The sequence below is a fragment of the Palleronia aestuarii genome, assembly GCF_003253995.1.
GTDB classification, from domain to species: domain Bacteria; phylum Pseudomonadota; class Alphaproteobacteria; order Rhodobacterales; family Rhodobacteraceae; genus Palleronia; species Palleronia aestuarii.
The window spans coordinates 142,417-167,890 of the sequence record NZ_QKZL01000006.1 but is presented as its reverse complement, the minus strand read 5'-3'; the positions used below and the strand labels follow the sequence as shown (position 1 = coordinate 167,890).

The window sequence follows — 25,474 nt, the reverse complement described above, 5'->3', positions numbered from 1 at the left end:
CGCTCAGGTGCCATCGTGGAAATCAAGGCCGATCTCGGAATACCGCTCCGCCTCGTCGAGCCATCCCGGCCGGACCTTGACCTGCAAGAAAAGATGCACCTTGCGGCCGAGGAATGCCTCCAGGTCCGTTCGCGCCGCCTGTCCGATCGCCTTGATCGTTTCGCCCTTGCGGCCGAGGACGATGCCCTTGTGGCCATCGCGCACGACATAGATCACCTGGTCGATCCGCGCCGATCCGTCCTCGCGCTCCTCCCAGCCTTCGGTTTCCACGGTGATCTGGTAGGGCAATTCCTGATGGAGGCGCAGCGTGAGCTTTTCCCGCGTCGTCTCCGCCGCGATCATCCGCATTGGCAGGTCGGCGATCTGGTCTTCTGGATAGAGCCACGGGCCTTCCGGCACGACACCGGCGAGCCACGATGCGAGACCCTCCACCCCATGCCCCTTCTCGGCGGAGACGAGGAACGTCTCGTCGAAGGCGAACCGCTCGTTCATCGCCTTCGTAAGCCCGAGGAGGACTGGCGGCTCCACCCGGTCGATCTTGTTGATGACGAGTGCCGTCGGTCGAGAGAATCCCCGTTCCTCCAGCCCCGCGACGATCCGCTCCACGCCTTCCGTCGCGCCGCGATGTGCCTCGATCAGAAGAAGGAGGACATCGGCATCCGCCGCGCCGCTCCAGGCGGCGGCAACCATCGCGCGGTCGAGACGACGCTTGGGCTGGAAGAGACCGGGCGTGTCGACGAAGACGATCTGGCTCGCCCCCGACATCGCCACGCCCCGGATTCGCGCCCGCGTGGTCTGGACCTTGTGGGTGACTATCGAGACCTTCGCCCCCACCATGCGATTGAGAAGCGTCGATTTCCCGGCATTCGGCTCGCCGAGAAGCGCGACGAAGCCTGCCCGCGTGTCACTCATCCGTCGCCTCCAGAATTTCAAGGAGCGCCTGTGCGGCCTCCTGTTCGGCGGCACGCTTGGACGTTGCGCGACCTCGCGCCGTCCGTCCATCCGAAAGCCGCACCTCTATGGTGAAGAGCGGCGCGTGGTCGGGGCCGTCGCGCGCGATCTCGCGGTATTCCGGCGGTGACTGGCGGCGCGCCTGCGCCCATTCCTGAAGCGCCGTCTTCGGGTCCCGCGCATCGGCCTTCACGCGCGCGATGCGGTCGCCCCAGAGCCGCAAAACGACGTTTCGCGCGGCGTCGAACCCGCCATCGAGGTAGATCGCCGCGATCACCGCCTCGGTCGCATCACCCAGAAGCGCGTCCTTCCGACGACCGCCGGACAACGTCTCCGACCGACCGAGCCTCAGAACCGCGCCGAGGTCGATCTGCCGTGCAACGTCGGCGCAGGTCTCTTTTCGCACGAGAGCATTGTATCTCGGCGCGAGCTGACCTTCCGCGGCGCCGGGATCGGCGGCGAGTAGTGCCTCGGCCATCACGAGCCCGAGCACGCGGTCGCCTAGAAATTCCAGGCGCTGGTTGTCTGGGCGGCTTCGCGAGGAAATGGAGCCGTGCGTCAAAGCGCGGATCAGGAGGGCGGGATCGGCGAAATCATGGCCGAGCCTGCGCGAGAAATCCTCGTGTTCCGCAGACAGTTTCACTCGATCTTCTCGAAGAAGCGATCCGGACGCCATGTCCAGAAGAAGAACATCGACCGTCCCGCGGAGGAGAACATCACCCGGTCGGCGCGCCCGATCAGGTTCTCGTAGGGCACGAAGCCCACGCCCATCGCCGACGGGCTGACGCGGCTGTCGGTGGAATTGTCGCGATTGTCGCCCATGAAGAAGTACTGCCCCTCGGGCACCGTGTAGACGGGCGTGTTGTCGAGGCGGCTGTCGCGGATGTTGAGGATCGAATGGGAAACCCCGTTCGGGAGCGTCTCGATGAACTTCTCCTTCAGGCAATCGGCGCCGAGGCCAACGCCCGCATTGGCGCATTGCGGCAGGTTGCCGACCGGGCCCTGTTTCTCGAACGTCTCGACGAAAGTTCCGTCGGGGACCTGCGGGGCCTCCTCTCCGTTGATGAAAAGCACCCCGTCGCGCACCTGCACGGTATCGCCCGGCAGGCCGATCAGGCGCTTGATGAAGTCAGACCCCGTGACCGGGTGGCGGAACACGACCACATCGCCCATCTCGGGTTCCGATCCGAACCAGCGCCCGTCGATGAACTTGCACATCGAGAAGGGGCAGGAATTCTCGGAATAGCCGTAGGCCATCTTGTTGACGAAGAGGAAATCGCCGACGAGCAAGGTGTCCTTCATGCTGCCCGAGGGGATCCAGAACGGCTGGAAGAACAGGGTGCGGAAGATCCCCGCGATCAGGAGGGCGTAGACGACGGTCTTGACCGTCTCGAACACGCCTTCCTTCTTTTCGGCACGGGCCATGGATGTGTCCTTGCTGGAGGTCGACCGCTTCATGGGCGGCGCCGTCAGGGCTGTCAAGCGAACGAGCGTGTGAGACCCTTGGCCGGCCGCGGACCGTCAGGATCGAAGCGGGTCCGCCACGGGCCGCCCCTCGATCACGACGAAGGCCTGTGCCCAGGGGTGATCGTCCGTCAGTGTCACATGGATTATCGCCTCGTATCCCGGGGGCGTGATCTCCGCCAGGCGCCGCGCGGCCCATCCGGTGACCTGCATGACGGGCTGGCCGGTCGGCAGATTGTCCACCGCCATGTCCTTCCACGCGATGCCCATCCGAAGGCCTGTCCCGAGTGCCTTGGAGCAGGCTTCCTTGGCCGCCCAGCGCTTCGCGTAGGTCCCGGGCGTATCCGCGCGCCGTTCGGCCTTGCGTTGCTCGGTCTCGGTGAACACACGGTGGCGGAAGCGATCGCCGAACCGCTCGAGCGTCGCGGCAATCCGGTCGATATTGGCCAGATCGGTTCCGATACCGAGGATCATGCGCGTCGCACGATCACTCTTGCGCCACGGCGTCGAAGGTGAAGACGTGCCGTCCCTCCACCTTGAACGTCTCGACGATCTCGCGTGCACGATCCGAGACCAGCCAATCCTCGATGCGGTCGGCGAGGTCGGACCTCACGCCCTCATGCGTGTCGGGATTGACGGGAACGAAGGTAAACTGGTCGCGCAGGGCCGGATCCTCCGCGAAGAGGATCGCCAGACCGTCGCGTCCTTCGGACCGAAGCCAGCTGATCCTGTCGGCGATGAGATAGGCTTCGGCTTCGGCCGCGGCCTCGATTGTCGCCTGCATGCCGGCATTGACCGTTTCGTACCAGTCGGCCTGCGGATCGAGCCCCGCCCCGCTCCAGAGCGCCCTTTCCCGCACGTTGCTCTGGCTTCCGTCGCCGCGGCTGACGAAAGCGGCGCGGCGTCCCGCGATCGCCGAGAGGGCCTGCCGCACGGATTTCGCCTCTCGAATACCGGCAGGATCGGCTTTCGGTCCGATCAGGGCGAAGTCGCTATGCATGATCTCGCGCCGGCGAAGGCCGTCGCCGGACCGAAGGAGACCCTCTTCCAGATGCCGATCGTCGATCAGCACGGCGTCGACCGCGCCCTCTTGGGCTAGCTGCGCGGCCCTCCGGGGGCTGACCGTCCTGAGCCGTACGGAAATGCCCGTATCCTCCTCCATCGCGGAGATGAGGGCGGCGGAGAGCCCGGAACGGGCGAGAGGAGCCGAGATGGCGAGCCTGATCTCGTCCGCCGCGGCCGGTGCGATCAGGAAACAGGACAGAAACATAGCAAGAAGCCATCGCATCATGCCCTGCCATGGCTTCGCCGACATCCTCGACACTGACCGGCCTCCCGCATGTTTCAACCGTCTGGGACGGTTTTGACATGCGAAAGCGGCGCCGTCACCACGACCGAAGCGATCCGAGTTCAACTATACGGGATCGCTGTCATCCCGCGATGAACGGGACGCGTCAGCGACCAGATCAATCCTCCGAGTCGTCGTCCCGCGGGCCGTCCGGAAGATTAAAGAAGCTGTCCGCATCGCTCACGTCGCGGTCGTTCTCTTCTTCGAGTTCCTCGCCGGTATCGCTCAGCGTGAAGGTCTCGAGGCCGGAGATCGACGACGGCATCCGCGTCTCCGTGCCGCCCTCGAGGCTCTGCTCGGTGGAGACGAGCTTGCGACGCTCGTCATCGGTCATCACCTCGCCTTCCCGTGCCTTTTTGGCGGCGGCCTTCTGGACGATTAGGTCCAGTTCCGTCTGCCGGCACAGGCCCAGGGCCACCGGATCGATCGGCTCGATATTGTTGATGTTCCAGTGGGTCCGCTCCCGGATCGCCTGGATCGTGGGCTTCGTCGTCCCGACGAGCTTCGAGATCTGCGCGTCCGCGAGTTCCGGGTGGAACTTCACGAGCCAGAGGATCGCGGCGGGACGGTCCTGCCGCTTCGACAGCGGCGTATAGCGCGGACCGCGACGCTTCTCCTCGCCCACAGCGGCGGCGTTGAACTTCAGCTTCAGGCGATGGGTCGCATTCGCCTCGCCCTTGTCAATCTCTTCCTGCGTCAGCTGGTTATTGGCGATCGGGTCGAACCCCTTCACGCCCACCGCGACATCGCCATCGGCGATGCCCTGGACCTCGAGTTCGTGCAATCCGCAGAAATCGGCAACCTGCTTGAAGGTCAGCGTGGTGTTGTCCACGAGCCAGACTGCGGTGGCCTTGGCCATGATCGGTTTGTCAGCCATCGGACGTCTCCTTCGTCATCGGCATGCCATCCCCGCGGCCCTTCTCAAGGCCGGGCTCCGGGGGAACCCAAGTTCGCATTGTCGGGGAACTCGGATGACATATAGTCGGACGAACGTCCTGAGGAAAGACCCGAAATGCGTCGCCTGGCCGCCCTTCTGGCCCTTCTTGCCGCTCCCGCCTGGTCCGATGACGCCGGGGAGTTCGACTATTACGTCCTGTCGATGTCCTGGTCGCCCACCTGGTGCGCAATCGAGGGTGATGCGCGCGGCGCGGCGCAATGCGACCGCCGGTTCGGCTGGATCCTGCACGGTCTCTGGCCGCAATACGAACGCGGCTACCCCGAATATTGCGACACGACCGAAGCCGATCCCAGCCGTGCCGAGACCGCGGCGATGGCCGACATCATGGGCGATGGTGGTCTCGCGTGGTATCAGTGGAAGAAGCACGGCCGCTGCGCCGGACTACCCTCGGGGGCCTATTTCGACGCCGCCCGCACCGCGTTCGGGCAGGTGGCAAAACCGGATGTGTTCCGCCGTCTCGATGAACCGGTCGCCCTGCCCGCTCGGGTCGTGGAGGAGGCATTCCTCGAAGCGAATCCGGAGCTTTTCTCCGAAGCGATCACGATCACCTGTCGCGACGGACGCATTCAGGAGGCGCGTCTCTGCCTCACGCGCGACCTCGCGCCGCGGCGGTGCGGATTGGACGTGATCCGCGACTGCAGCCTCGGCGACGCGCTGATGGATCCGATCGAGTGAGCCGCGGTCAGGCCACCGACACCGCCGTCTCGATGAGAGACATAAGGTCTCCGAAATAGCCTTGGGAGCGGGCCGGACGGTTCGGATCGGAGGTGATGGCCAGCGTCATGTCGAGATCGGGAACGACGCAGATGACCTGCCCGCCATAACCCCGCGCGAGCGCGTAATCGTGGCCGCCGATCTGTCCCAGGAACCAGCCGAGGCCGTAGCCCATGCCGGAAAAGGGCGAGTTCGTCACGGGCTCCCAAGAGTCCTCGACCCAACCGGCACTGAGGATGCGGGTGCCGTTCCACGTGCCGTCCTGCCGGAAGGCCTCGCCGAAACGGATCATGCCCGCGGGCGTCAACGCCATCTGGTTGCCGCCCATGTAGCGCCCCTGCGGATCGCGGGTCCAGGGCGGGATCTCGATGCCCAGGGGCTGGCCGAGGCGCTGGCGTGCCTGATCGAGGAGGCTGAGCCCCGTGACCTCCGAGAGCACCGCCCCGAGCACGTGGAAGCTGCCCGTGGAATAGAGCATACGGCCGCCCGGCTCGGCCACGAAATCGCGCCCGAGCGCGTCCGCGACCCAGTTCGAGCTCGAGATCCATAGCCCGTAATTCGACCCCGAGGTCCGCTCGAGCCCCGCGCGCATCGTCACGAGGTCGAGGATCGTGAGACCCGGGACACGCGGATCGGCTCCGGACGGGATCAGTTGCGGCGCAAGTTCGCCCAATGTCGCGTCGAGCGAGCCGATCTCGCCCCTGTCGATCGCAACACCCGTGAGGGCCGCGACCACGGTCTTCGACACCGACTTGACGTTCACCGGCTGGCCGAGCGCGGGCCCGCGGAAACGACGCTCTAGCGCCGTCTGGCCGTCGAGCGCGATGACGAGGGCGTGCAGCTGATCGAGACCCTCTGCCGCCTCGATGACGGGAGCCCAGCGGTCGGACTGGCCGCGCGCCGGCAGGGCAAGCACTGCCGCGGCGCCCGCGAGCAAGGTCCGCCGGGTCGGTGCGCCGGTCATCCCCCGGCCACCTCCAGCACGATTTTCCCGATATGCTCCGAGCTCTCCATCCGGGCATGGGCCTTCGCGGCGTCGGCGAATGCGAACGTGCTGTCCATCACCGGCGCGACCTTGCCCGCGGAAAGGAGCGGCCAGACCTGCTCTCGGAGCGCATCGGCGATCCGCGCCTTCGCCGCATCGCTCTGCGGGCGCAGTGTGGACCCCGTAATCGTCAGCCGCCGCATCATCACCGGGGCGAAGTTCAACTCCGCCTTCGAGCCTCCGAGAAACGCGATCTGCACGAGACGCCCCTCGTCGGCGAGCGCCTTCACGTTGCGCGCGATATAATCGCCCCCGACCATGTCGAGAACGAGATGGGCTCCGCCCGCCTCATCGAGCACGTCCTCGAACGCCTCCTCGCGGTAATTGATCGCCCGCTCGGCGCCCAGTTCCTCGCAGAAGCGGCACTTCTCCGCGTTGCCCGCCGTCGTGAAGACGCGCGCGCCGAACTCGCGGGCGAGCTGGATCGCGGTCGTGCCGATGCCCGAGGAGCCGCCATGGATCAGCACGCGCTCGCCCGCGGCGAGGCGCCCGCGTTGGAAGACGTTGGTCCAAACGGTGAAGAACGTCTCCGGCAGGCAGGCCGCCCGCTTCAGGTCGAGGCCGTCGGGAACCGGCAGGCAATGCGCGGCCGGCGTGACCACGTACTCGGCATAACCGCCGCCAGGCGTGAGCGCGCAGACCTCGCTCCCAATCTCGAGATCGACACCCGGTCCCACGGCCGCGACGGTGCCCGAGACCTCGAGCCCCGGCAGGTCGCTCGCTCCCGGTGGCGGCGCGTAATTTCCCGCCCGCTGCAGGGCGTCGGGGCGATTGACGCCGGCCCAGGCTACGCGGATGAGCACGTCCCCATGCCCCGGCTCCGCGACGGTCCGGCGCGCGGGTTTCAGGACCTCGGGCCCGCCATACTCGGAGATCTCCACGACCTCCATCTCGTCAGGAATGTTTGCGCCGTCTTTCATCTCTTTCCCCTCCATCGTCCAGGCAGGTCCACCTTCGGCATTCGCGCGGGAGCCCGCACCTTCGAGAGCGCCCAGAGCGGACCCGCGCTCACCGTCCGCAGAACCGGGTTGGCCCGGACCGCAGCCTTCGCCTTCTCGATCCGCATCACGTCCTCGATGCGCCGGTCGATGAAGGCGCGGGTGTCCTGCCCCTCATAGGAATCGTCGCCGAGCCAGTAAAGGACGGTCGATCCATAGACCCCCGCGAGCGTGGCCCGTTTCGTGTACCAATTGATGTCGTCCGAGCGATCGCCGAGCGCGGTCCAGATCCGGTCCGCCGTCCCCCAGAGCGCCTTCGCGCCGTCCGCGCTGTACTGCGGCAAGGCGAAGAGCGTCGTGCCCCGGCGCACCGCTTCCCGGTCGGGGATGACCTCGAGCCGGATCCAGATCGCCTCCGCCACGCGGTCGCGAAAGCGCATGTCGGCAAGCGCCATGCCGGAAAGCCTCTCGGCCATCTGCGCGTCGCCGCGCCGATGGAAGGCGAGCGCGAGGTCCACCGCTCCGCGCGGGAAAAGCGCGCGCGCCTCGGCCTTCGACACGTCGGCATCGCGCGCGGCGCGGGCGAGCGTGGCCTCGCTCCATCCGTCGAACGGCACGTGGGTCAGCGCGGCATCGAGCAGCCGCTCCTCGGTCTCGGTCATAAAACCCTCCATCGCGTCGCGGGCCCGCGGGACCGCACTGATCGGTGGACAAGCTAGGCCCGGGCTGCTAGATGACCACTTCCTGCAAATCCGAAACTCCAACTTAGAAAGGTGGTGAAAACCACATGCAGGTCAGCGTTCGCGACAACAATGTCGATCAGGCGCTTCGTGCCCTGAAGAAGAAGCTGCAGCGTGAGGGTGTCTTTCGCGAGATGAAGCTCAAGCAGCATTTCGAGAAGCCCTCCGAGAAGAAGGCGCGCGAGAAGGCCGAGGCCATCCGCCGGCAGCGCAAGCTCGCCCGGAAGAAGGCCCAGCGCGAAGGTCTCCTCTAAGACCTCCGCCCGCCTGAGACGCCTTGGACCCCCGGACCCTTCCGTTCGGGGGTTTCGCTTTCCCCCTTTTCTTTTCCGATCCGGAACGTCCATGTCACGGGACGTCTTGGTGCGGGCGACGGACGAGACCATGGATCACTTCCTCTACCGCGACGGGCAACTCCATGCCGAGGATGTGCCGATCGCCCGGATCGCGGCGGAAGTCGGGACGCCGTTCTACTGCTATTCCACCGCCACGCTCACGCGACACTTCAAACTGTTCGACGCGGCGCTCGCGGGGATGGACCATCTCGTCTGCTTCGCGATGAAGTCATTGTCGAACGTCGCGGTGCTGAAGCTGCTCGGGGATCTCGGTGCGGGCATGGATGTGGTCTCGGGCGGTGAATACGCGCGGGCCCGTGCGGCCGGAATTCCGGGTGACCGCATCGTCTTTTCCGGCGTCGGCAAAACCCGCGAGGAGATGCGCCATGCGCTCGAACACGGGATCCGCCAGTTCAACGTCGAGTCGGAGCCGGAGATCGACCTGCTGAACCGCGTCGCGACCGAGCTCGGCACCGTGGCGCCGATTGCGATCCGGGTGAACCCCGATGTCGACGCCGCGACGCACGAGAAGATCGCCACGGGCCGCAAGCAGGACAAGTTCGGCATCCCGATCGATCGGGCGCGCGAGGTCTATGCCCATGCCGCTTCGTGCGAGGGACTGCGCGTCGTGGGGATCGACGTCCATATCGGCAGCCAGCTCACCGCCCTTGCCCCGTTCGAAGCCGCCTACGGCAAGATCGCGGAGCTGACCCGGACGCTGCGTGATGATGGCCACGAGATCTCGCGCCTCGATCTGGGCGGCGGTCTCGGCATTCCCTATTCGCGCGGCAACGACATACCACCCCAGCCCGCCGAATACGGCGAGTTGATCCGCCGTACCGTGGGCGATCTCGGCTGCGAGATCGAGATCGAACCAGGGCGTCTCATCTCCGGCAATGCGGGCATCCTGGTGGCCTCCGTCCTCTATCTCAAAAAGGGCTACGACCGCGACTTCGTGATCCTCGACGCGGCGATGAACGATCTGATCCGACCGGCGATGTACGGCGCGCATCACGACCTCGTCCCGATCGAGGAGCCGGCGCCCGGCACGGAAGCCGAGCCGCACGACATCGTCGGACCGGTTTGCGAATCGGGTGACACCTTCGCCAAGGCCCGCCCGGTCCCGCCGCTCCGCCCGGACGACCTGGTGGCGTTCCGCTCCGCCGGTGCCTATGCCGCCGTGATGTCCTCCGAGTACAATTCGCGGCCCCTGGTCCCCGAGGTGCTGGTGAGCGGAGATCAATTTGCCGTCATCCGCCGCCGCCCGACATTTGACGAGATGATCGCGCGCGATATTGTTCCCGAGTGGCTCTAACGCGGCATCCTCCGCATCGGGCCTGATACTCGGGCCCGGCCCGGAGGTCCATGACCGCAGAGCCCACCCTTCCCGAAGCGGCCCGCCGCGGCTTGCGACGTCCCCTCGCGATGACCCGCCTGGGACTGGTCGCCGAGCGCGTGGCACGAACCTTCTGGCCGCTCTGGACGCTCCTGATCCTCGCCGCGGCGCTCCTGATGCTCGGCGTGCAGGACACCCTCCCCCTCGAAGTCGTCTGGATGCTCGGTGTCGCCATCGTGGCAAACGTGATCTGGGCGGCATCCTGGGGCGTGCGACGCTTCTCCCTACCGACGGAAGCCGAGGCGCTCGACCGGCTTGACCGGACCCTGCCCGGTCGGCCCATCACGGCGATCTCCGACAGTCAGGCGATCGGCGGCGCCGACAGTGCCTCCCGCGCCGTCTGGGAGGCGCATGTGCTGAGGATGGCGGAGCGCGTTCGGTCTGCCCGCGCAGTGCGGCCCGATCTCAGGGTGTCGGACCGGGATCCCTATGCGCTGCGCTACGCGGCGCTTCTGGCGCTTGCGATCGCCCTTCTCTTCGGGTCGATCCTGCGCGTCGGCAGTATCGCGGAGATGGCGCCTGGCGGCGGTGGTCAGGCCGCCGCTGCGGGCCCCTCCTGGGAAGGGTGGATCGAACCGCCGGCCTATACCGGACTGCCGAGCCTTTATCTGGCCGATCTCGGCGAAAGCGTGGAGGTCCCTGAAGGCAGTTCCGTCACGCTGCGCCTTTACGGCGAGGTCGATTCCCTCCACGTGATGGAAACGGTTTCCGCCCGTGCCGGCGATCCGGAGGCCGCGTCGGGCCCGGTTCAGAGCTTCGAGATCACGCAGCCCGGCCGCATCGAGGTCGAGGGGCGTGGCGGGCGCTCATGGGACATCGCGATGGCCCCGGACGCGCCGCCGGCGATCACCGTGACCGAGCCTGCGGAACGCGCCGAGGGCGGGGAGTTCCGACAGCCTTTCCAAGCTTCCGATGATTTCGGCGTGACCGGCGGGCGGGTGACCATCACGCTCGACACGGATGCGATCGAGCGCCGCTACGGTCTCGCCCCGGATCCCGATCCGCGCGATCCGATCGTCGTCGACCTGCCGCTTCCGATCAGCGGCGACCGCTCCGACTTCACAGGAACCCTCGTCGACAATTTCAGCGAGCACCCCTGGGCCAACCTCCCGGTGACGCTCCGCTACGAGGTGGTGGACGCGATGGGTCAGACCGGCGCCTCGGAGCCGATCTCGACACCGCTTCACGGGCTGCGATTTTTCGATCCGATGGCACAGGCGATCATCGAACAGCGCCGTGATCTGCTCTGGACGCGGGAGAACGCCCGCCGTGTCTCGCAGGTGCTGCGTGCGGTGAGCTTTCACCCCGAGGACGCCTTCCCTTCGCAAAGCCTGTTCCTGCGTCTCCGCGTCGCGATCCGTCGGCTCGAGGCCGGCATCGCCGACACGCCGCTGGATCTGGAGCGGCAGGAAGAGATCGCGGCGGCACTCTGGGACATCGCCAACGAACTCGAATACGGCGACCTTTCCGATGCGCTCGAGCGCCTGCGCCGCGCGCAGGAGCGTTTGAGCGAGGCCATGGAGAACGGCGCCGATGACGCGGAGATCGCGGAGCTCATGCAGGAGCTGCGCGAGGCGATGGACGATTACATGCGCCAGCTCGCCGAGCAGTCGCAGGGCCAGGAACAGCAGCAGGCCCAGGGCGAGATGCAGGAGATCACCGGCGACCAGCTCCAGGAGATGATGGACCGCATCCAGGAGCTGATGGAGCAGGGCCGCATGGCCGAGGCGCAGGAGCTTCTCGACCAGCTCAATCGCATGATGGAGAACATGCAGGTCACGCAAGGTCAGTCCGGCCAGGGTCAGCAGAGCCCCGGGCAGCAATCCATGCAGGATCTGCAGGAGACGCTGCGCGATCAGCAAGGCCTGAGCGACGATGCCTTTCAGGACCTCCAAGAGCAGTTCGGTCAGAACCAGCCCGGAGAGGGGCGGCAACCCGGACAACAAGGACAGCAGCCGGGCCAGCAGGGTCAGCAACCCGGACAAGGTCAGCAACCCGGCCAGCAGGGTCAGCCCGGCCAGGGGCAACAGCCCGGACAGGGCGGTGAGCAGGGTCAGGGTCAATCGCTCGCCGATCGGCAGCAGGCGTTGCGAAACGAGCTCGAACGTCAGCGCGGCAATCTGCCGGGCGCTGGCAGCGAGGCCGGTGATGCGGCACGCGACGCCCTCGACCGTGCGGGTCGCGCCATGGACGGGGCGGAGGACGCCCTACGCGAGCGCGACTACGCCGGCGCGCTCGACCGGCAATCCGAGGCGATGGAAGCGCTGCGGGAAGGTATCCGCAATCTCGGCGAGGCGCTGGCGCAAGAGCAGCAGCAAGACGGCCAAGGCCAAGCGAGCACCGATGGCGATACGCAGGGCCAGCAACGCGACCCGCTCGGCCGCGAGCCCGCAAGCAATGGCCGTATCGGCTCCGACGAGCAGCTTCTCGGTCAGGACGACGTCTATCGCCGGGCGGAGGAGTTGCTCGACGAAATCCGGCGGCGCTCGGGCGACCAGCTCCGCCCGGAGGAGGAACGCGAATACCTCCGCCGCCTGCTAGATCGGTTCTGAAGGGACCCCGCTATGGGGCGGCCCGTCCGGAGCAAGGCACCCTCAACCAAGTCCTGATGTCAGGCAGTTGAGAGCGGTAAAGGGCTGCGTCAGCCGAAGAGCTTGGCGACCCGGCCCACCAGCATGAACGCCCGCGCACTGCGCGTCTCCGCCAGCGCGGCGATCTCCGCGTCGCTCGCCACGGGCTCCAGTTCTGCCAGGGCGGTGTCGAAATGGCGCAGGAAGTGCTGCGCGGCATCGCGGAAGATCGTGTCCTCCCGCATCCGGGCGGAGACCTTCGCAAGCGCCTCGCGATCTCGAATCCCGCCCAGAGCCGCGACGGCATGGCCGCGCTCTCCGCCCGCGAAAAGCCGCCAGGTCCGTGGCGGCGCGGCGAGCGGATGGAAATCGTCCATGTAGATTCCGTTCTGGCTCAGCAATGTCAGGATATCCTGTGCCGAGGTCACGATCTGCGCGGCACGACGATCCTTCAAGGCCCGCCGCAGGGCCCGGAATCCGGCATCATCGTCCGCATCCGTGGGAAACTGCATGGCGAGGATGAAATCCTCCAGGCTGAGCTCGTCGGCCTCGAAAGACTCGGTCAACGGCTCGGAGACCTCCTCGTCCTCGGGTGGAACCGTGCCGACGGGTTTCGGCGCTGCAGTCGACGGCGGTGGCGCCGCTGCCTTTGGCGAACCCCCGCCCCCGCTTTCGACGTGACGCAGGCGTTCGCCCAACTCGGCGATCTTTCCGGACAGCCGCGCCTCACCCCGGGTCTGCAAATCGATCAGGTGATCGAGCGCGTCGCGAATACCGGATCCGTCGGAGCCACCGGCTCCATCCTCCGGATCCGGCCGCCTCAGCTCCCGCGCGAGCGCCGCCTCGATCTGTTCGAGCGCTTCCGCCTGGGCCAGGCGGTCCTCCTGCGCGTCGAGAAGCGCCCGGCGCACCTGGAACACGCCGATCGCGAGCCATGCGAATCCCAGGGGCAGAACGACGATCGTGAGCGTCAAGAGCGCGTCGAGGTCGTTGATGCCTTCCGCGGTGAAGAGCCGGATGGACCAGAAGACGAACCAGAGTACGCCGGCGGCAAGGGCGATGATCTCATAGAACTTCACGTTCCCGCCCCCCAGCCGAGATGCCCCGGAAGGCGAGCGGCGTCTGTGATGCATTCGGACATTGCTGCCCTTTCCGATCGGAGGGGTCTAGGAATAGACGACGCTCACGACCTCGTAGGATTTCTCGCCGCCGGGCGTGCGGACCTCCACGCTGTCGCCCTCGTCCTTGCCGATCAGGGCGCGGGCCAGGGGCGACTTGATGTTCAGTCTGCCCGCTTCGAGATTTGCTTCCGGCTCGCCGACGATCTGGTACGTCTTCTCCGCCTCCGTCTCCTCGTCGACGAGCGTGACCCGCGCGCCGAACTTGATCGGACCGGACAGCTTGGACGTATCGATCACGTCGGCGAGGCTCAGGATGCCCTCGATCTCCTTGATGCGCCCCTCGATGAAGGACTGCTTCTCCTTGGCCGAGTGGTATTCCGCGTTCTCGCTCAGATCGCCGTGTTCGCGCGCTTCCGAAATCGCCCGGATGATTGCGGGGCGGTCCTCGGACTTCAGTTGCTTCAACTCGGCGTTGAGCGCGGTATGCCCCGCGCGGGTCAGCGCTATCTTTTCCATCGTCCCGTCCAACACTGATAGAGGTCAGGTGCATCGTCCGATCGCTCACGGTCGAGCGACGAGAGAATACACATATCGCGACCTTTCCGCGGGGAAAAGGCCGGATGGTTGCGAAAGGTGCGGACGATGCCCGGAGGCGGGCAAAACATCCGCGGCGTCGCATTTGACGCCGAAACCACTAGCTGCATAACAGATAACGACCGCGGGTCGTCATGTGAAGGGAGAGAGATGTCCGATTCAGAACGCGAAGCCATGGAGTATGACGTGGTCATCGTCGGGGCCGGACCGGCGGGTCTCTCGGCCGCCATACGCCTGAAGCAGCTCGACCCCTCCCGGGAGGTCGTCGTGCTCGAGAAGGGATCGGAGGTCGGCGCCCACATTCTTTCGGGCGCGGTCCTCGACCCTGTAGGTCTCGATGCGCTCCTGCCGGACTGGAAGGAGCAGGGCGCACCGGTCAGCGTGGCCGTGAAGAAGGACAACTTCTTCTTTCTCGGCGAATCGGGAAAGATGCGGATCCCCAACGCCGTCATGCCGCCCCTGATGAACAACCACGGCAATTACATCGTCTCGATGGGCAATGTCTGCCGGTGGCTGGCGGAGCAGGCCGAAGCCCTGGGCGTGGAGATTTTCCCCGGCATGTCCTGCTCCGAACTCGTCTATCGCGAAGACGGCTCGGTGAAAGGCGTCGTCGCGGGCGAGTTCGGCCGGAACGCGGACGGCACGCCGGGGCCGAGCTACGAGCCCGGGATGGAGTTGCACGGCAAGTACGTCTTCCTTGGCGAAGGCGTGCGCGGATCGTTGTCGAAGCAGGTGATCGAGGGGTTCGACCTCGCGGCCGAAAGCGACGTCCAGAAATACGGTCTCGGCATGAAGGAGATCTGGGAGATCGACCCGGAAAAGCATGCGGAGGGAACGGTCACCCACACGATGGGCTGGCCGCTCGGCTCATCCGCCGGCGGCGGATCGTTCATCTACCATCTCGACAACAACCAGGTCTACGTGGGTTTCGTCGTCCATCTCGGCTACGCCAATCCGTACGTGAACCCCTACCTCGCCTTCCAGCAGTTCAAGCATCACCCCTATGTCGCCGACCTCCTGAAGGGCGGCAAGCGCGTGGCCTATGGCGCGCGGGCGATCTCGGAGGGCGGCTTCCAGTCTCTGCCGAAGGCCGCGTTCCCGGGCGGCGCGCTACTCGGCTGCGCCGCGGGAATGGTCAACGTCCCGAGGATCAAGGGCAATCATAACGCCATGCTCTCCGGGAAGGCCGCGGCGGAGGCCGCCCACGCGGCGATCGAAGCCGGTCGCGCGGGCGACACGCTCTCGGAATACGACGCGGAAGTGCGGACGGGCGCGATCGGACAGGACCTCAAGCGCGTGCGGAACGTGAAGCCGATCTGGTCGCGTTACGGCCTGACAGCCTCCCTCGCGCTCGGGGGCTTCGACATGTGGTGCAACACGGCGGGATTCTCCGTTCTCGGCACGCTCAAGCATGGCAAGACCGATGCCGAAGCGACGGAGGAGGCGAGCCGTCACAAGGAGATTGCCTATCCCAAACCGGACGGGACGCTCAGTTTCGACCGGCTCACGAATGTGAGCTTTTCAGGGACGAACCACGAGGAGAGCCAGCCGGCGCATCTGCGGCTGAAGGACGCGAAGCGCCCCGTCGAGGTGAACCTGCCGAAATATGCCGGACTGTCGCAGCGCTACTGTCCGGCGGGCGTTTACGAATTCGTCACCGAGGACGGCCAGGATCCGAAATTCGTGATAAATTTCCAGAATTGCGTGCATTGCAAGACATGCGACATCAAGGATCCCGGCCAGAACATCGTCTGGACCGTGCCGCAGGGTGGAGACGGGCCGAACTACCCGAACATGTGAACGGGACGTCGCCGAGCGGAAGCCGCGCCGATTGTCAGGCGCGGCGACGCGGCCTATCTCAGGGGCAACGTGCCCGGAAGGAATGATCATGCTCCGTCCCGTCCTCCTCGCGGCCCTTCTCGGCCTGACCTCTGTCCCGGCGACGGCGCAGACCAATTCCGGCCCTTATCTGGCCGGGCGTCACGCGCAGATCTCCGGGGATTTCGCCGAAGCCGCGCGCTATCTCGGCGAGGCGATCCGCGAGGACGGCCAGAACCTCGGGCTCCTCGACGCGCTCGCGGGCTCGTATGTCTCCCTAGGGCAGGTCGACCGGGCCGAGGCCGTTGCCCGCCGTGCAATCGAGACCGGGGGGCAAAGCCAGATCGCGAGCCTCGTGCTCATCGCCTCGCAAGCAAAAGACGACAGGTGGGCTCCGCTTCTCGAGGACCTCGATGCGGGGATGAGCGTGGGGCCGCTTTTCGACGGGCTCGTCCGGGCCTGGGCCCTTCTGGGCGACGGCCAGGATGACGCCGCGATCGAGGCGTTCGACGCTGTCGCGAAAGAGCAGGGCGTGGCGCTGTTCGGCATCTATCACAAGGCTCTCGCGCTGGCCTCCATCGGCCGGTTCGAGGAGGCGGAGACGACGCTTTCCGATGCGTCCTCCCTGCGTCTCGCACGTCGCGGGGTCCTCGCGCAGGTCGAAATACTCAGCCAGCTCGGCCGCTTCGACGAGGCCATGGCGATGCTCGAAAGCGGTTTCGGAGACGAGCTCGACCCCCCTCTCATGGATATCCGCAACCGGCTGGAGGCGGAGGAGGCGATCGAGTTCGATATCACGCCGACGGCGCGGGACGGCATCGCGGAGGCGTTCCACGACATCGCGAGCGTCCTCATCTCGGAGACCGGGCCCGAATATACGCTGGTCTATACGCGGCTGGCCGAATATCTGCGCCCCGACCTCATCGAGGCGACGTTGATGTCGGCGCAGCTTCTCGAGAATCTCGGGCAGCACGATCTCGCCATCGAGGCGTTCGGTGCAATTCCCGACGACAGTCCCGCCTTCGAGGCGGCCGAGCTCGGTCGGGCGCAGGTGATGCGCGAAGCGGGACGCGACGATGCCGCGATCGAGGTGATGCGTCAGCTTGCCCGTCAGCGGCCTGATTCCGCGGCGATCCGCATGGCGCTTGGCGATACCCTGCGTCAACTCGAGCGCTTCGACGAAGCGCGGCGCGCATACGATGCCGCCATCGAGCTGTCTAGCGAAGACGGCGAGGTCTGGCTGCCGTTTTTCTCCCGCGCCGTGACCGAAGAGCGGTTGGGCGACTGGAACGCGGCGGAAGCGGATTTCAGGAAAGCTCTCGAGATAAATCCCGAACAGCCACAGGTCCTGAACTATCTCGGCTACTCGCTCGTGGAGCGGCAGGAGAATCTCGACGAGGCGCTCGACATGATCGAGCGCGCCGCCGCCGCGGAGCCCGAATCCGGCTACATCATCGATAGTCTCGGCTGGGTGCTCTACCGGCTCGGCCGCTACGACGAGGCGGTGGATCCGATGGAGAGGGCCGTGGAGCTGATGCCGGTCGATCCGGTCGTCAACGACCATCTGGGCGATGTCTACTGGGCCGTCGGCCGCGAACTCGAGGCGCGGTTCCAGTGGATGCGGGCCCTGAGCTTCGTGGAGAACGACCAGAACGACGAGGTGAAGCCCGACCGGATCCGCAAGAAGCTCGACGTCGGTCTCGACGAGGTCTTGGCGGAGGAGGGCGCCGATCCGCTCAGGGTCGCCGATGACGGTTGAGGCGTTCGCGCCGGCCAAGATCAATCTCTCTCTGCATGTGACCGGCCGCCGCGCGGACGGCTACCATCTGCTCGACTCGCTCGTGGCATTCGCCGACATCGGAGACCGGATCCGGCTCACCCCTGCCGCTGAATGGTCGCTTGCTGTCGAGGGTCCGATGGCGCCCGGTGTCCCGACCGGGGAGGATAACCTTTGCCTGAAAGCGGCCCGCATGATGGGTGGGCCGCCTGCCGCCATCACCCTCATCAAGGAGTTGCCCGCGGCAGCGGGGATCGGTGGCGGGTCGGCGGACGCGGCCGCGGTGCTGCGCGGTCTCAACGCTCTGGACGAACGCCCCTTGCCCGCCGAACCCGTAGCCCTGGGGGCCGACATCCCGGTCTGCCTCCGTGCGCGCGCGGCACGGATGCGTGGCATCGGCGAACAGGTGGAAGACGTCCCCTCCCTGCCCCCGCTTTACGCCTGCCTCGTCAATCCGGGCGTCACGGTACCCACGCCTGATATCTTCGCAACCCTTACGCAGCGCGAGAATGCGCCGATGCCGGACATTCAAGAATGTACGGAGATCGAGGAATTTGCGGTATGGCTTGCTCGGCAGCGCAACGACCTGGAGGGCCCCGCACGCGCCATCGCACCGTCGATCGGCGTGGTTCTGGGCCTTCTGGCCGCGACGTCGGGATGCCAGCTCGCCCGGATGAGCGGGTCGGGGGCGACGTGCTTCGGCCTATATCCCAGTCTTCCCGAAGCCCGCGAGGCGGCCGCGGAGATCAGGGCGCAGCGTCCGAATTGGTGGGTGGCCGCGACGCCGCTCGGGTGATCGCCCGGACCGGCAGTCAGCGGATGCGCATGACCACGTAATCGCCGAGATCGTGCAGGATGTCGCGCAGCTCCGTCGCGGGCAGGATCTTAAGGGCGGCCTGCGCGCGCTCGGCCCAGCCCAGTGCCGCCTTCCGTGTCGAGGCCAGCGCACCGTGCCGTTCCAAAAGGCGAGCCGCCTGCTCCAGATCGCCGTCTTCCTGGCGGCCCTTCGCGATGGTGCGGGTCCAGAATGCCCGCTCCTCGTCATCGGCCGCGGCGACCGCCCGGATGATCGGCAGTGTCATCTTCCGCTCCCGGAAATCGTCCCCCGCATTCTTGCCGATGACCTCCGTTCCCTGCCAGTCGAGGAGGTCGTCGACCATCTGGAACGCGATCCCGAGCGCGTCACCGTAGGTAAAGAGCGCTCGAGTGACCTCGTCGCGCGCGCCCGCGATCACGCCGCCAGCCTCGGCGGCGGCGGAGAAGAGCGCGGCGGTCTTGCCGCGCACGATCCGCAGATAAGTCTCTTCGCCCGTCGCGAGATCGCTCATCGCGGTAAGCTGCAGAACCTCGCCCTCCGCGATGGTCGCCGCGGCGGAAGAGAGGATGTCGAGCACGCGGAGCGTTCCGGTCTCGACCATCAGCTGGAACGAGCGGGCGAAGAGATAATCGCCCACGAGCACGCTCGACTTGTTGTCCCAGAGGAGATTCGCGGTCGGACGGCCCCTGCGCTGACGCGATTCGTCGACCACGTCGTCATGAAGGAGCGTGGCGGTATGGATGAACTCCACCGCCGCAGCGAGGTGCGCATCGTGCCGGCCCCGGTAGCCGCAGAGCTCCGCGGCGGCGAGGGTCAGCATGGGCCTGATCCGCTTGCCGCCCGCACCGATCAGGTGATCGCTCACCGCGGGGATCCGCGGCGCGTGCTCGGACGCCATCCGCTCGCGGATCAGGCCATCGACATCGGCCAGCCGCGCACTCAGCGCGGTGGCAAGACGTTCCTGCGGATTTGCCTCGGCGTCCATCGCGGTCTCCTGCCTCGACAAGGGATCACCCCGCCCATATGTCCGGGGCATGAAGGAATTGATGCGCAGCAGCGACCCGACTTCGATCGCCTTCGCCAAGGCGCTCCTGCAGGGCGAGGACATAGAGTGCTTCGAGTTGGACGTCCACATGAGCATCCTCGAAGGTTCGATCGGAGTTCTACCCCGGCGGCTGATGGTGGCGTCGCGCGATCATTTCCGCGCCCGTGTCGTTCTGACGGACAATGACGTCGATCTCGGACAGTGAGACGACCTGCGACGGGTTTCTCGGCGGGCGCCTGAACGTGATCCAGCCGCGGCGCGGATACCGTGCCGGCATCGACCCCGTCCTCCTCGCGGCCTCGATTCCCGCCCGACCGGGACAGAGCGTGCTGGAACTTGGATGTGGCACTGGCGTGGCGCTTCTCTGCCTCGGCGTACGCGTCGCGGAACTCGGTCTCACGGGACTGGAGCTGCAGCCGCTCTACGCGGACATGGCGCGACAGAATGCGGCCAGAAACGAGATCGCGGCCGAGATCGTGATCGGCGACGTCGCAGCGCCCCCGCCCGAAATCCGAAGCCGGCGATTTCACCATGTCATCGCGAATCCACCCTATTACGAGGCCAGTTCGGGCACACCGGCCAGCGAGGACGACCGCGAGCAGGCGCGCCGGGAGCGGCTCGATCTCGCGGCCTGGATCGACACGGGCGCGCGGCGGCTATTGCCGCGCGGCACGCTTTCGATCGTTCAGCGTGCCCACCGATTGCCGGATCTCCTCGCCGCGATGGCGCCCCGGCTGGGTGGGCTCGACATCCGGCCAATCCAGCCACGTCCCGGCCGGCCCGCGACACTTGTGATCGTGCACGGCGTGAAGGAAAGCCGGACACCGCCGATCCTTCGCGCACCACTTGTCGTCCACGCGGCGGAAACCCATCTCAAGGACGGGGACGATTACAGCGCCGCTCTGGCCGCTGTACTGAGGGGGTGCGCTGCACTCCCATAGGTTGAGCAACTTTCCGTCAATTTTATCTTTTCGTGTTACAAGCACGTGACAGAATCTCGAATCTGTGCTGCACTTGGATCACTGTCAGCTAAGGAGAACGACGATGGCGTTGAGTTCGCATGTCCAGGAACTGCGGAAGAAGCATCAACATCTCTCCAACCAGGTCGAGGCGGCTCAACGAAGCCCCGGATTCGACGACCTGCAGATCATGGAACTCAAACGGCAGAAGCTCCGGCTGAAGGAGCAGATAGAACGTTTGACGCACTAGCGTGCGCCCGCATCCGGCTGGATTCGGCCGGATCGCATCCGTTTACTTCAATGCAGAGATCGGCGCCCAGAAGCGCCGATCCAGTAAATTTCGAGCCATTCGAAAGGACCGGTCGTATGCATGCGCGCATCATGGCCGGTCCAACCCGTCAGGCATCGGTCAGACGAAGAACTGGCCTCCATTCGCCGTGATCGTCGAGCCGTTTATGAAGCCCGCTTCATCGGAGGCGAGGAACACCACGCATCGCGCGATCTCTTCCGGCTCGCCCAGGCGGCCTACGGGGATCTGCGAGATGATCGACTCGCGCACCTTTTCCGGCACCGCCATGACCATGTCGGTCGCGATGTAGCCGGGGCAGATCGCGTTGGCCGTGATCCCCTTCGACGCACCCTCCTGCGCGAGCGTCTTGGTGAAGCCCAGATCCCCCGCCTTCGCGGCAGCGTAGTTGGCCTGGCCGAACTGCCCTTTCTGACCATTGATGGAGCTGATCGTGACGATCCGGCCGAAGCCGCGCTCCCGCATGCCCGGCCAGCAGGGGTGGGTCATGTTGAAGACACCGGTGAGGTTGGTCGAGATCACCTCGTTCCACTGCTCCGGCTTCATCTTATGGAACGGCGCATCGCGGGTGATGCCTGCGTTGTTCACCAGGACCTCGACCGGACCCAGATCGCCCTCCACCTGCTCCACACCGGCCTTGCAGGCCTCGTAATCGGCAACCGACCACTTGTAGGTCTTGATCCCGGTCTCGTCGGTGAAGGCGCGCGCAGCCTCGTCGTTGCCTGCGTAGTTCGCAGCGACCTCGTAGCCCGCTTCCTTCAGCGCCTTCGAGATCGCAGCGCCGATCCCGCGGGTGCCCCCCGTGACGATTGCGACTCTTCCCATTCATCTTCCTCCCGTCATTCCGACTTGGCTTCCCTCAATTCGGCAAGGAAATTACGTGCATCCTCTTCGCCGATCCGCCATGTATCGCGCACCTGCTCGGGGTCGGTAAAGTCGATCTTGTCTGCAGGGACCTCCTGAGACGGCTGGACATACGTACGTCCCTCGATTTTCGGTAGGTTGCGGAACCGCTTGGTCAGCAGGATCAGGCTGGTACCCTCGTCGGGAACCGGCATCGGGGCCTGATCGGCCATGCCCGCATCGATCGCGGGCCGCCCGTCCCAGTCCGGCGGATCGAACGCCGGCGGGATCGTGGCTGCCGCACAGACGAGATCCAGTAGCGTCCCGTCGCGCGCAGCCTGATTCGCGTCCACGCGTTCTTCCCGGAGGCCCATCTTCTCCGCCCATTCGAGATGCGGGTTGGACCGGATTTGGGTATCGGCGACATAGACGAGCGTCATCGCCGCGCCGGTTAGCCGCTTCCAGTCGTCGTCGGGCGGCCGCGCGATCAGGATCTGGAATTGCGGGCCTTCCGCGATCTGCTTCCGGGCTTCCTCGTCCCCGAAACATTCCTCGATGATGTCGCGATAGAGGAGTTGATGCGGAGAGCGGCCGGGCTCCCCGTCGAAAGGTTCGTGCAGCGGAATGTTGCGGTCATGCGCCGCGAAACGGTCGATGAACGTGTCGCGGACGCGGGTCCCGCGCTTGGTGATGAAACCGCAGCCGGTACAGGCCCCGCCGGAGACGCCGATGATCCGCTTCGGCTCTATGGGGATCTCGGTGCGGAGGTAGTCGATGAACCCGCCCTGCCACATGCAGCGCGTGCCTCCGCCGGAGAAGACGATCTGATCGTAGAAACTCTGCGCCATGACGAAGGGGCCGCGCGCGATGGGCGCGCGGCCAAGTCGATCAGGGCCGCTCGACGCACATGGCCACGCCCATCCCGCCGCCGATGCAGAGGGTGGCGAGGCCCTTCTTGGCGCCGCGGCGCTTCATCTCGAAGAGGAGCGTGTTGAAGATCCGCGCACCCGAGGCGCCGATCGGATGCCCGATCGCGATCGCGCCGCCGTTCACGTTCACGATCTCCGGATCCCAGCCCATATCCTTGTTGACCGCGCAGGCCTGCGCCGCGAAAGCCTCGTTGGCTTCCACGAGGTCCAGATCGGACGGTTTCCATCCGGCCTTCTCGAGCGCCTTGCGGCTCGCCCCGATCGGACCCGTCCCCATGATCGACGGGTCGAGGCCCACGGTCGCGTAGCTGACGATGCGGGCGAGCGGCTCGATCCCCCGCTTCTCGGCCGCATCGGCGCTCATCAGGAGAACGCCCGCCGCCCCGTCGTTGATGCCGCTCGCATTGCCGGCCGTAACGCTGCCATCCTTCGTGAAGGCCGGCCGCAGCTTGGCCATGCCCTCGGTCGTGGCGCCGTGGCGGATATATTCGTCCTTGTCGACGACGGTGTCGCCCTTGCGGCCCTTGACGGTGAAGGAGACGATCTCGTCGTCGAACTTGCCGGCCTTCTGCGCGGCTTCCGCCTTGTTCTGGCTGGAGGCGGCGAACTCGTCCTGCTGCTCCCGGCTGATCTGCCACTTCTCCGCGACGTTCTCCGCGGTCTGGCCCATGTGATAGCCATTGAACGCGTCCCAGAGGCCGTCCCGGATCATCGTGTCGATAAAGGACACATCGCCCATCTTGTGCGGCTGGCGCAGGTTCTTCACATGCGGGCTCATCGACATGTTCTCCTGCCCGCCCGCGGCCACGATCTCCGCATCGCCGAGCTGGATGTGCTGCGCACCGAGCGCCACGGCCCTGAGGCCCGATCCGCAAACCTGGTTGATGCCCCAGGCGGCCGCCTCGATGGGCAGGCCCGCGTTGATATGGGCCTGGCGCGCCGGGTTCTGACCCTGCCCCGCCGTCAGCACCTGGCCCAGGATCGTCTCGGAGACCTCCGACTTGTCGATTCCGGCACGCTCTACGATCGCCTCGAGGACCGCGGCTCCGAGATCGTGTGCCGGCGTGTTCGCGAAGGCACCTGAGAAACTGCCGACGGCCGTTCGGGCGGCGGAAGCGATAACGACATTGGTCATGGAGATCCCCCTCTCGCATTTCGATAGAAACCGCGGCGGTCGCATCGGGCGATCCCGGCCGCGTCTTCTCGATCGATTGATAAAGCGAAAGCGGGCGTCAGCACAACAGCCCGGCGGTTTCCTGCCCCCTGGGGCTCAGCCCTGCCGCTCGGCGCCCGGCGCCCAGCGTGGCCGGATGGTCGGCGCCCCGAAATAGTAGCCTTGCAGGCAATCGACGCCGATCTGTCTCAGGACCCGGGAATCCTCGGCCAGTTCCACGCATTCGGCGATCGTGACCATGTCGAAATGACGCGCGATCGAGACGATGGCCTTGACGATGGCCTGGTTGTCGGCGGTCTGGCAAATCCCACGGACGAACGACCCGTCGATCTTGAGGATATCGAAGCGGATATCTTTGAGATGACGCATCGACGTGTAGCCCGAGCCGAAACCGTCGAGCGCGAAGCTGACCCCTCGATCCTGCATCGCGGTGATGAAGCTCCGGACTTCCTGCGGCATCAGGTTCACGGAATTCTCGGTGATCTCGAGGATCAGCCTCTCGCCGACCGTCGCATCGAGCGTCAAACCCCGCTCGAGCGTCTCGCGCCATGGCGCGAAGGAAATCGAGCGGGCCGACATGTTGATCGCGATGCGCAGATCGGGCTGCTGGGCCAGAAGCGCCAGGCCGCGTCGAAGCGACAGGCAGTCGATCCGGCGCCCGATCTCGGTTTCCTCGACCTGGCCGATGAAATCCTTGGCGGGAATGATGCGGCCGTTGCGGTCGAGGACGCGGATCAATCCCTCGTAGAAGGCCGGCATGTCGGGGCGCCCTGCCGGAACCACCGGCTGGAACGCGAGAAGGGCATTGTCGTCCTCGATCGATTCCTCGACCGTCCTCAGGATGTCGTTCGACGACGGCCGGGTATCGGCTCCCGCAAGGTCCGGCGCGACGGGGTGCGACGCACGCCCGACATTCGTCGCAATCAGAGCCATGGCCTCGATCTCCGTCATCCCGTTTCGCTTCTCGCAGCGACGTTCTAAAATTCGGTGAAGACCCGCCCGGCGGGTACGTGGGCGGAAGGGAGATGCGTGATGCGACGATGCGAATGGTGCGGGAACGATCCCCTCTATCAGGCCTATCACGATGCCGAATGGGGCGTTCCCGAATACGACAGCCGGGCCCTGTGGGAGAAGCTCGTGCTCGACGGGTTCCAGGCGGGGCTGAGCTGGATCACCATCCTGCGCAAGCGCGACCGGTTCCGCGCGGCCTTCGAGGGGTTCGAGCCCCGCCGTATCGCGACATGGGGCGAGGCCGATGTCCTGCGGCTGCTCGCAGATCCCGGCATCGTGCGCCATCGCGGCAAGATCGAGGCCGCGATCGGCAATGCCCGCGTCTGGTGCGAGATCGAGGCCGAGATCGGGTTCGACCGGTTCCTGTGGGATTATTTCGACGGGCATCCGCGGCAGAACGCCTTCGCAGATGCGACGGCCGTACCCGCCGAAACGGACACGTCGCGTCGGATCTCGGCCGATCTGAAACGCCGCGGGTTCCGGTTCTGCGGGCCGACGATCACCTATGCCTTCCTGCAGGCCTCGGGCTTCGTCAACGATCACGTGACCTCCTGCTTCCGCCATGCCGAGATCGCCGCTATGGTTCGTTGAAGGGACCATCGGCGTCCGCTGGCAGGGGA

At 66.1% G+C, this 25,474-nt stretch carries 27 protein-coding genes; 11 read left to right on the top strand and 16 right to left on the bottom strand.

The genetic code is table 11. The features are described 5' to 3' along the window. Window positions 1–3 precede the first annotated feature (3 nt). The 6 genes from era to LX81_RS09910 form a co-directional block, all read right to left on the bottom strand. Entirely contained in the window at window positions 4–912 is a 909-nt protein-coding gene (gene era / locus LX81_RS09935) for a GTPase Era (protein WP_111537156.1), read from the bottom strand. After that, window positions 905–1,594: a ribonuclease III gene (rnc, locus tag LX81_RS09930; RefSeq protein ID WP_111537155.1), complete on the bottom strand. Its 690-nt coding sequence runs from the start codon at window positions 1,592–1,594 to the stop codon at window positions 905–907. The genes era and rnc overlap by 8 nt, the downstream gene beginning before the upstream one ends. Then, window positions 1,591–2,376, bottom strand: coding sequence for a signal peptidase I (gene lepB, locus LX81_RS09925; protein ID WP_111537154.1), 786 nt, complete (start codon window positions 2,374–2,376; stop codon window positions 1,591–1,593). Before lepB ends, rnc begins: the two co-directional genes overlap by 4 nt. A 96-nt stretch (window positions 2,377–2,472) precedes the next feature. Then, window positions 2,473–2,889 (bottom strand): holo-ACP synthase, encoded by a 417-nt coding sequence (gene acpS, locus LX81_RS09920; protein WP_111537153.1) that lies wholly within the window; start codon window positions 2,887–2,889, stop codon window positions 2,473–2,475. A 13-nt stretch (window positions 2,890–2,902) separates the two neighbouring features. Next, window positions 2,903–3,685: an ABC transporter substrate-binding protein gene (locus tag LX81_RS09915; protein WP_211322744.1), complete on the bottom strand. Its 783-nt coding sequence runs from the start codon at window positions 3,683–3,685 to the stop codon at window positions 2,903–2,905. Window positions 3,686–3,881: 196 nt separating this feature from the next. Then, on the bottom strand, window positions 3,882–4,640 hold the full coding sequence (locus tag LX81_RS09910; protein WP_111537151.1) for a DUF1013 domain-containing protein: 759 nt from the start codon (window positions 4,638–4,640) through the stop codon (window positions 3,882–3,884). 135 nt (window positions 4,641–4,775) lie between these two features. Here LX81_RS09910 and LX81_RS09905 point away from each other — a divergent pair, with 135 nt between their 5' ends. Next, entirely contained in the window at window positions 4,776–5,396 is a 621-nt protein-coding gene (locus LX81_RS09905; protein WP_111537150.1) for a ribonuclease T2 family protein, read from the top strand. Between the two features lie 7 nt (window positions 5,397–5,403). On the opposite strand, the gene LX81_RS09900 is transcribed toward LX81_RS09905, so the two are convergent. From LX81_RS09900 to LX81_RS09890, 3 genes are read right to left on the bottom strand one after another with little or no spacing between them, the layout of a single operon-like run. Beyond that, a complete protein-coding gene (locus LX81_RS09900) occupies window positions 5,404–6,399 on the bottom strand; it encodes a serine hydrolase domain-containing protein (RefSeq protein WP_111537149.1) in 996 nt (331 codons plus the stop codon). Continuing rightward, on the bottom strand, window positions 6,396–7,400 hold the full coding sequence (locus tag LX81_RS09895; protein ID WP_234822554.1) for an NAD(P)H-quinone oxidoreductase: 1,005 nt from the start codon (window positions 7,398–7,400) through the stop codon (window positions 6,396–6,398). The genes LX81_RS09900 and LX81_RS09895 overlap by 4 nt, the downstream gene beginning before the upstream one ends. After that, entirely contained in the window at window positions 7,397–8,080 is a 684-nt protein-coding gene (locus tag LX81_RS09890) for a COQ9 family protein (RefSeq protein ID WP_111537148.1), read from the bottom strand. Before LX81_RS09890 ends, LX81_RS09895 begins: the two co-directional genes overlap by 4 nt. Before the next feature lie 125 nt (window positions 8,081–8,205). On the opposite strand from LX81_RS09890, the gene rpsU reads away from it, so the two are divergent. From rpsU to LX81_RS09875, 3 genes are all read left to right on the top strand, one after another. After that, on the top strand, window positions 8,206–8,412 hold the full coding sequence (rpsU, locus tag LX81_RS09885) for a 30S ribosomal protein S21 (RefSeq protein ID WP_007255353.1): 207 nt from the start codon (window positions 8,206–8,208) through the stop codon (window positions 8,410–8,412). Window positions 8,413–8,542: 130 nt separating this feature from the next. Next, the gene (lysA, locus tag LX81_RS09880; RefSeq protein WP_111537192.1) at window positions 8,543–9,808 is read left to right on the top strand and encodes a diaminopimelate decarboxylase; all 1,266 of its coding nucleotides are present in this window, start codon (window positions 8,543–8,545) and stop codon (window positions 9,806–9,808) included. Window positions 9,809–9,858: 50 nt separating this feature from the next. After that, complete coding sequence (locus LX81_RS09875; RefSeq protein ID WP_111537147.1) at window positions 9,859–12,441, top strand: TIGR02302 family protein; 2,583 nt, start codon at window positions 9,859–9,861, stop codon at window positions 12,439–12,441. 89 nt (window positions 12,442–12,530) lie between these two features. Here the strand turns inward: LX81_RS09875 and LX81_RS09870 are convergent, their stop codons facing one another. Together LX81_RS09870 and greA are read right to left on the bottom strand one after the other, a co-directional pair. Then, a complete protein-coding gene (locus tag LX81_RS09870) occupies window positions 12,531–13,538 on the bottom strand; it encodes a hypothetical protein (RefSeq protein ID WP_111537146.1) in 1,008 nt (335 codons plus the stop codon). Between the two features lie 87 nt (window positions 13,539–13,625). Further along, a complete protein-coding gene (gene greA, locus LX81_RS09865; RefSeq protein ID WP_111537145.1) occupies window positions 13,626–14,096 on the bottom strand; it encodes a transcription elongation factor GreA in 471 nt (156 codons plus the stop codon). A gap of 228 nt (window positions 14,097–14,324) precedes the next feature. Between greA and LX81_RS09860 the strand changes: the two genes are divergently transcribed. The 3 genes from LX81_RS09860 (at window position 14,325) to LX81_RS09850 (ending at window position 18,565) form a co-directional block, all read left to right on the top strand. Further along, complete coding sequence (locus LX81_RS09860) at window positions 14,325–15,974, top strand: electron transfer flavoprotein-ubiquinone oxidoreductase (RefSeq protein ID WP_111537144.1); 1,650 nt, start codon at window positions 14,325–14,327, stop codon at window positions 15,972–15,974. A gap of 88 nt (window positions 15,975–16,062) precedes the next feature. Then, window positions 16,063–17,751, top strand: a complete 1,689-nt coding sequence (locus tag LX81_RS09855; protein ID WP_111537191.1) for a tetratricopeptide repeat protein — start codon at window positions 16,063–16,065, stop codon at window positions 17,749–17,751. After that, on the top strand, window positions 17,741–18,565 hold the full coding sequence (locus LX81_RS09850) for a 4-(cytidine 5'-diphospho)-2-C-methyl-D-erythritol kinase (RefSeq protein WP_111537143.1): 825 nt from the start codon (window positions 17,741–17,743) through the stop codon (window positions 18,563–18,565). The genes LX81_RS09855 and LX81_RS09850 overlap by 11 nt, the downstream gene beginning before the upstream one ends. A gap of 16 nt (window positions 18,566–18,581) precedes the next feature. Here the strand turns inward: LX81_RS09850 and LX81_RS09845 are convergent, their stop codons facing one another. Next, entirely contained in the window at window positions 18,582–19,571 is a 990-nt protein-coding gene (locus tag LX81_RS09845) for a polyprenyl synthetase family protein (protein ID WP_111537142.1), read from the bottom strand. Between the two features lie 49 nt (window positions 19,572–19,620). Between LX81_RS09845 and LX81_RS09840 the strand changes: the two genes are divergently transcribed. The 3 genes from LX81_RS09840 to LX81_RS09830 all read left to right on the top strand — a co-directional run bounded on the left by LX81_RS09840 (window position 19,621) and on the right by LX81_RS09830 (window position 20,840). Then, entirely contained in the window at window positions 19,621–19,836 is a 216-nt protein-coding gene (locus LX81_RS09840) for a putative signal transducing protein (protein WP_111537141.1), read from the top strand. After that, the gene (locus tag LX81_RS09835) at window positions 19,814–20,572 is read left to right on the top strand and encodes a tRNA1(Val) (adenine(37)-N6)-methyltransferase (protein WP_111537140.1); all 759 of its coding nucleotides are present in this window, start codon (window positions 19,814–19,816) and stop codon (window positions 20,570–20,572) included. The genes LX81_RS09840 and LX81_RS09835 overlap by 23 nt, the downstream gene beginning before the upstream one ends. A gap of 103 nt (window positions 20,573–20,675) precedes the next feature. Then, window positions 20,676–20,840 carry a YdcH family protein gene (locus LX81_RS09830; protein ID WP_111537139.1) on the top strand — a complete coding sequence of 55 codons (165 nt, stop codon included), beginning with the start codon at window positions 20,676–20,678 and terminating at the stop codon, window positions 20,838–20,840. A 159-nt stretch (window positions 20,841–20,999) separates the two neighbouring features. On the opposite strand, the gene phbB is transcribed toward LX81_RS09830, so the two are convergent. The 4 genes from phbB to LX81_RS09810 form a co-directional block, all read right to left on the bottom strand. After that, window positions 21,000–21,722, bottom strand: a complete 723-nt coding sequence (phbB, locus tag LX81_RS09825) for an acetoacetyl-CoA reductase (RefSeq protein ID WP_111537138.1) — start codon at window positions 21,720–21,722, stop codon at window positions 21,000–21,002. A 14-nt stretch (window positions 21,723–21,736) separates the two neighbouring features. Continuing rightward, window positions 21,737–22,588 (bottom strand): patatin-like phospholipase family protein, encoded by an 852-nt coding sequence (locus LX81_RS09820; protein WP_111537137.1) that lies wholly within the window; start codon window positions 22,586–22,588, stop codon window positions 21,737–21,739. Between the two features lie 40 nt (window positions 22,589–22,628). Continuing rightward, window positions 22,629–23,804 (bottom strand): acetyl-CoA C-acetyltransferase, encoded by a 1,176-nt coding sequence (locus LX81_RS09815; RefSeq protein WP_111537136.1) that lies wholly within the window; start codon window positions 23,802–23,804, stop codon window positions 22,629–22,631. A gap of 135 nt (window positions 23,805–23,939) precedes the next feature. Beyond that, the gene (locus tag LX81_RS09810; protein WP_111537190.1) at window positions 23,940–24,776 is read right to left on the bottom strand and encodes an EAL domain-containing protein; all 837 of its coding nucleotides are present in this window, start codon (window positions 24,774–24,776) and stop codon (window positions 23,940–23,942) included. A 99-nt stretch (window positions 24,777–24,875) separates the two neighbouring features. Between LX81_RS09810 and LX81_RS09805 the strand changes: the two genes are divergently transcribed. Next, entirely contained in the window at window positions 24,876–25,445 is a 570-nt protein-coding gene (locus LX81_RS09805; RefSeq protein ID WP_111537135.1) for a DNA-3-methyladenine glycosylase I, read from the top strand. Window positions 25,446–25,474: the final 29 nt, after the last annotated feature.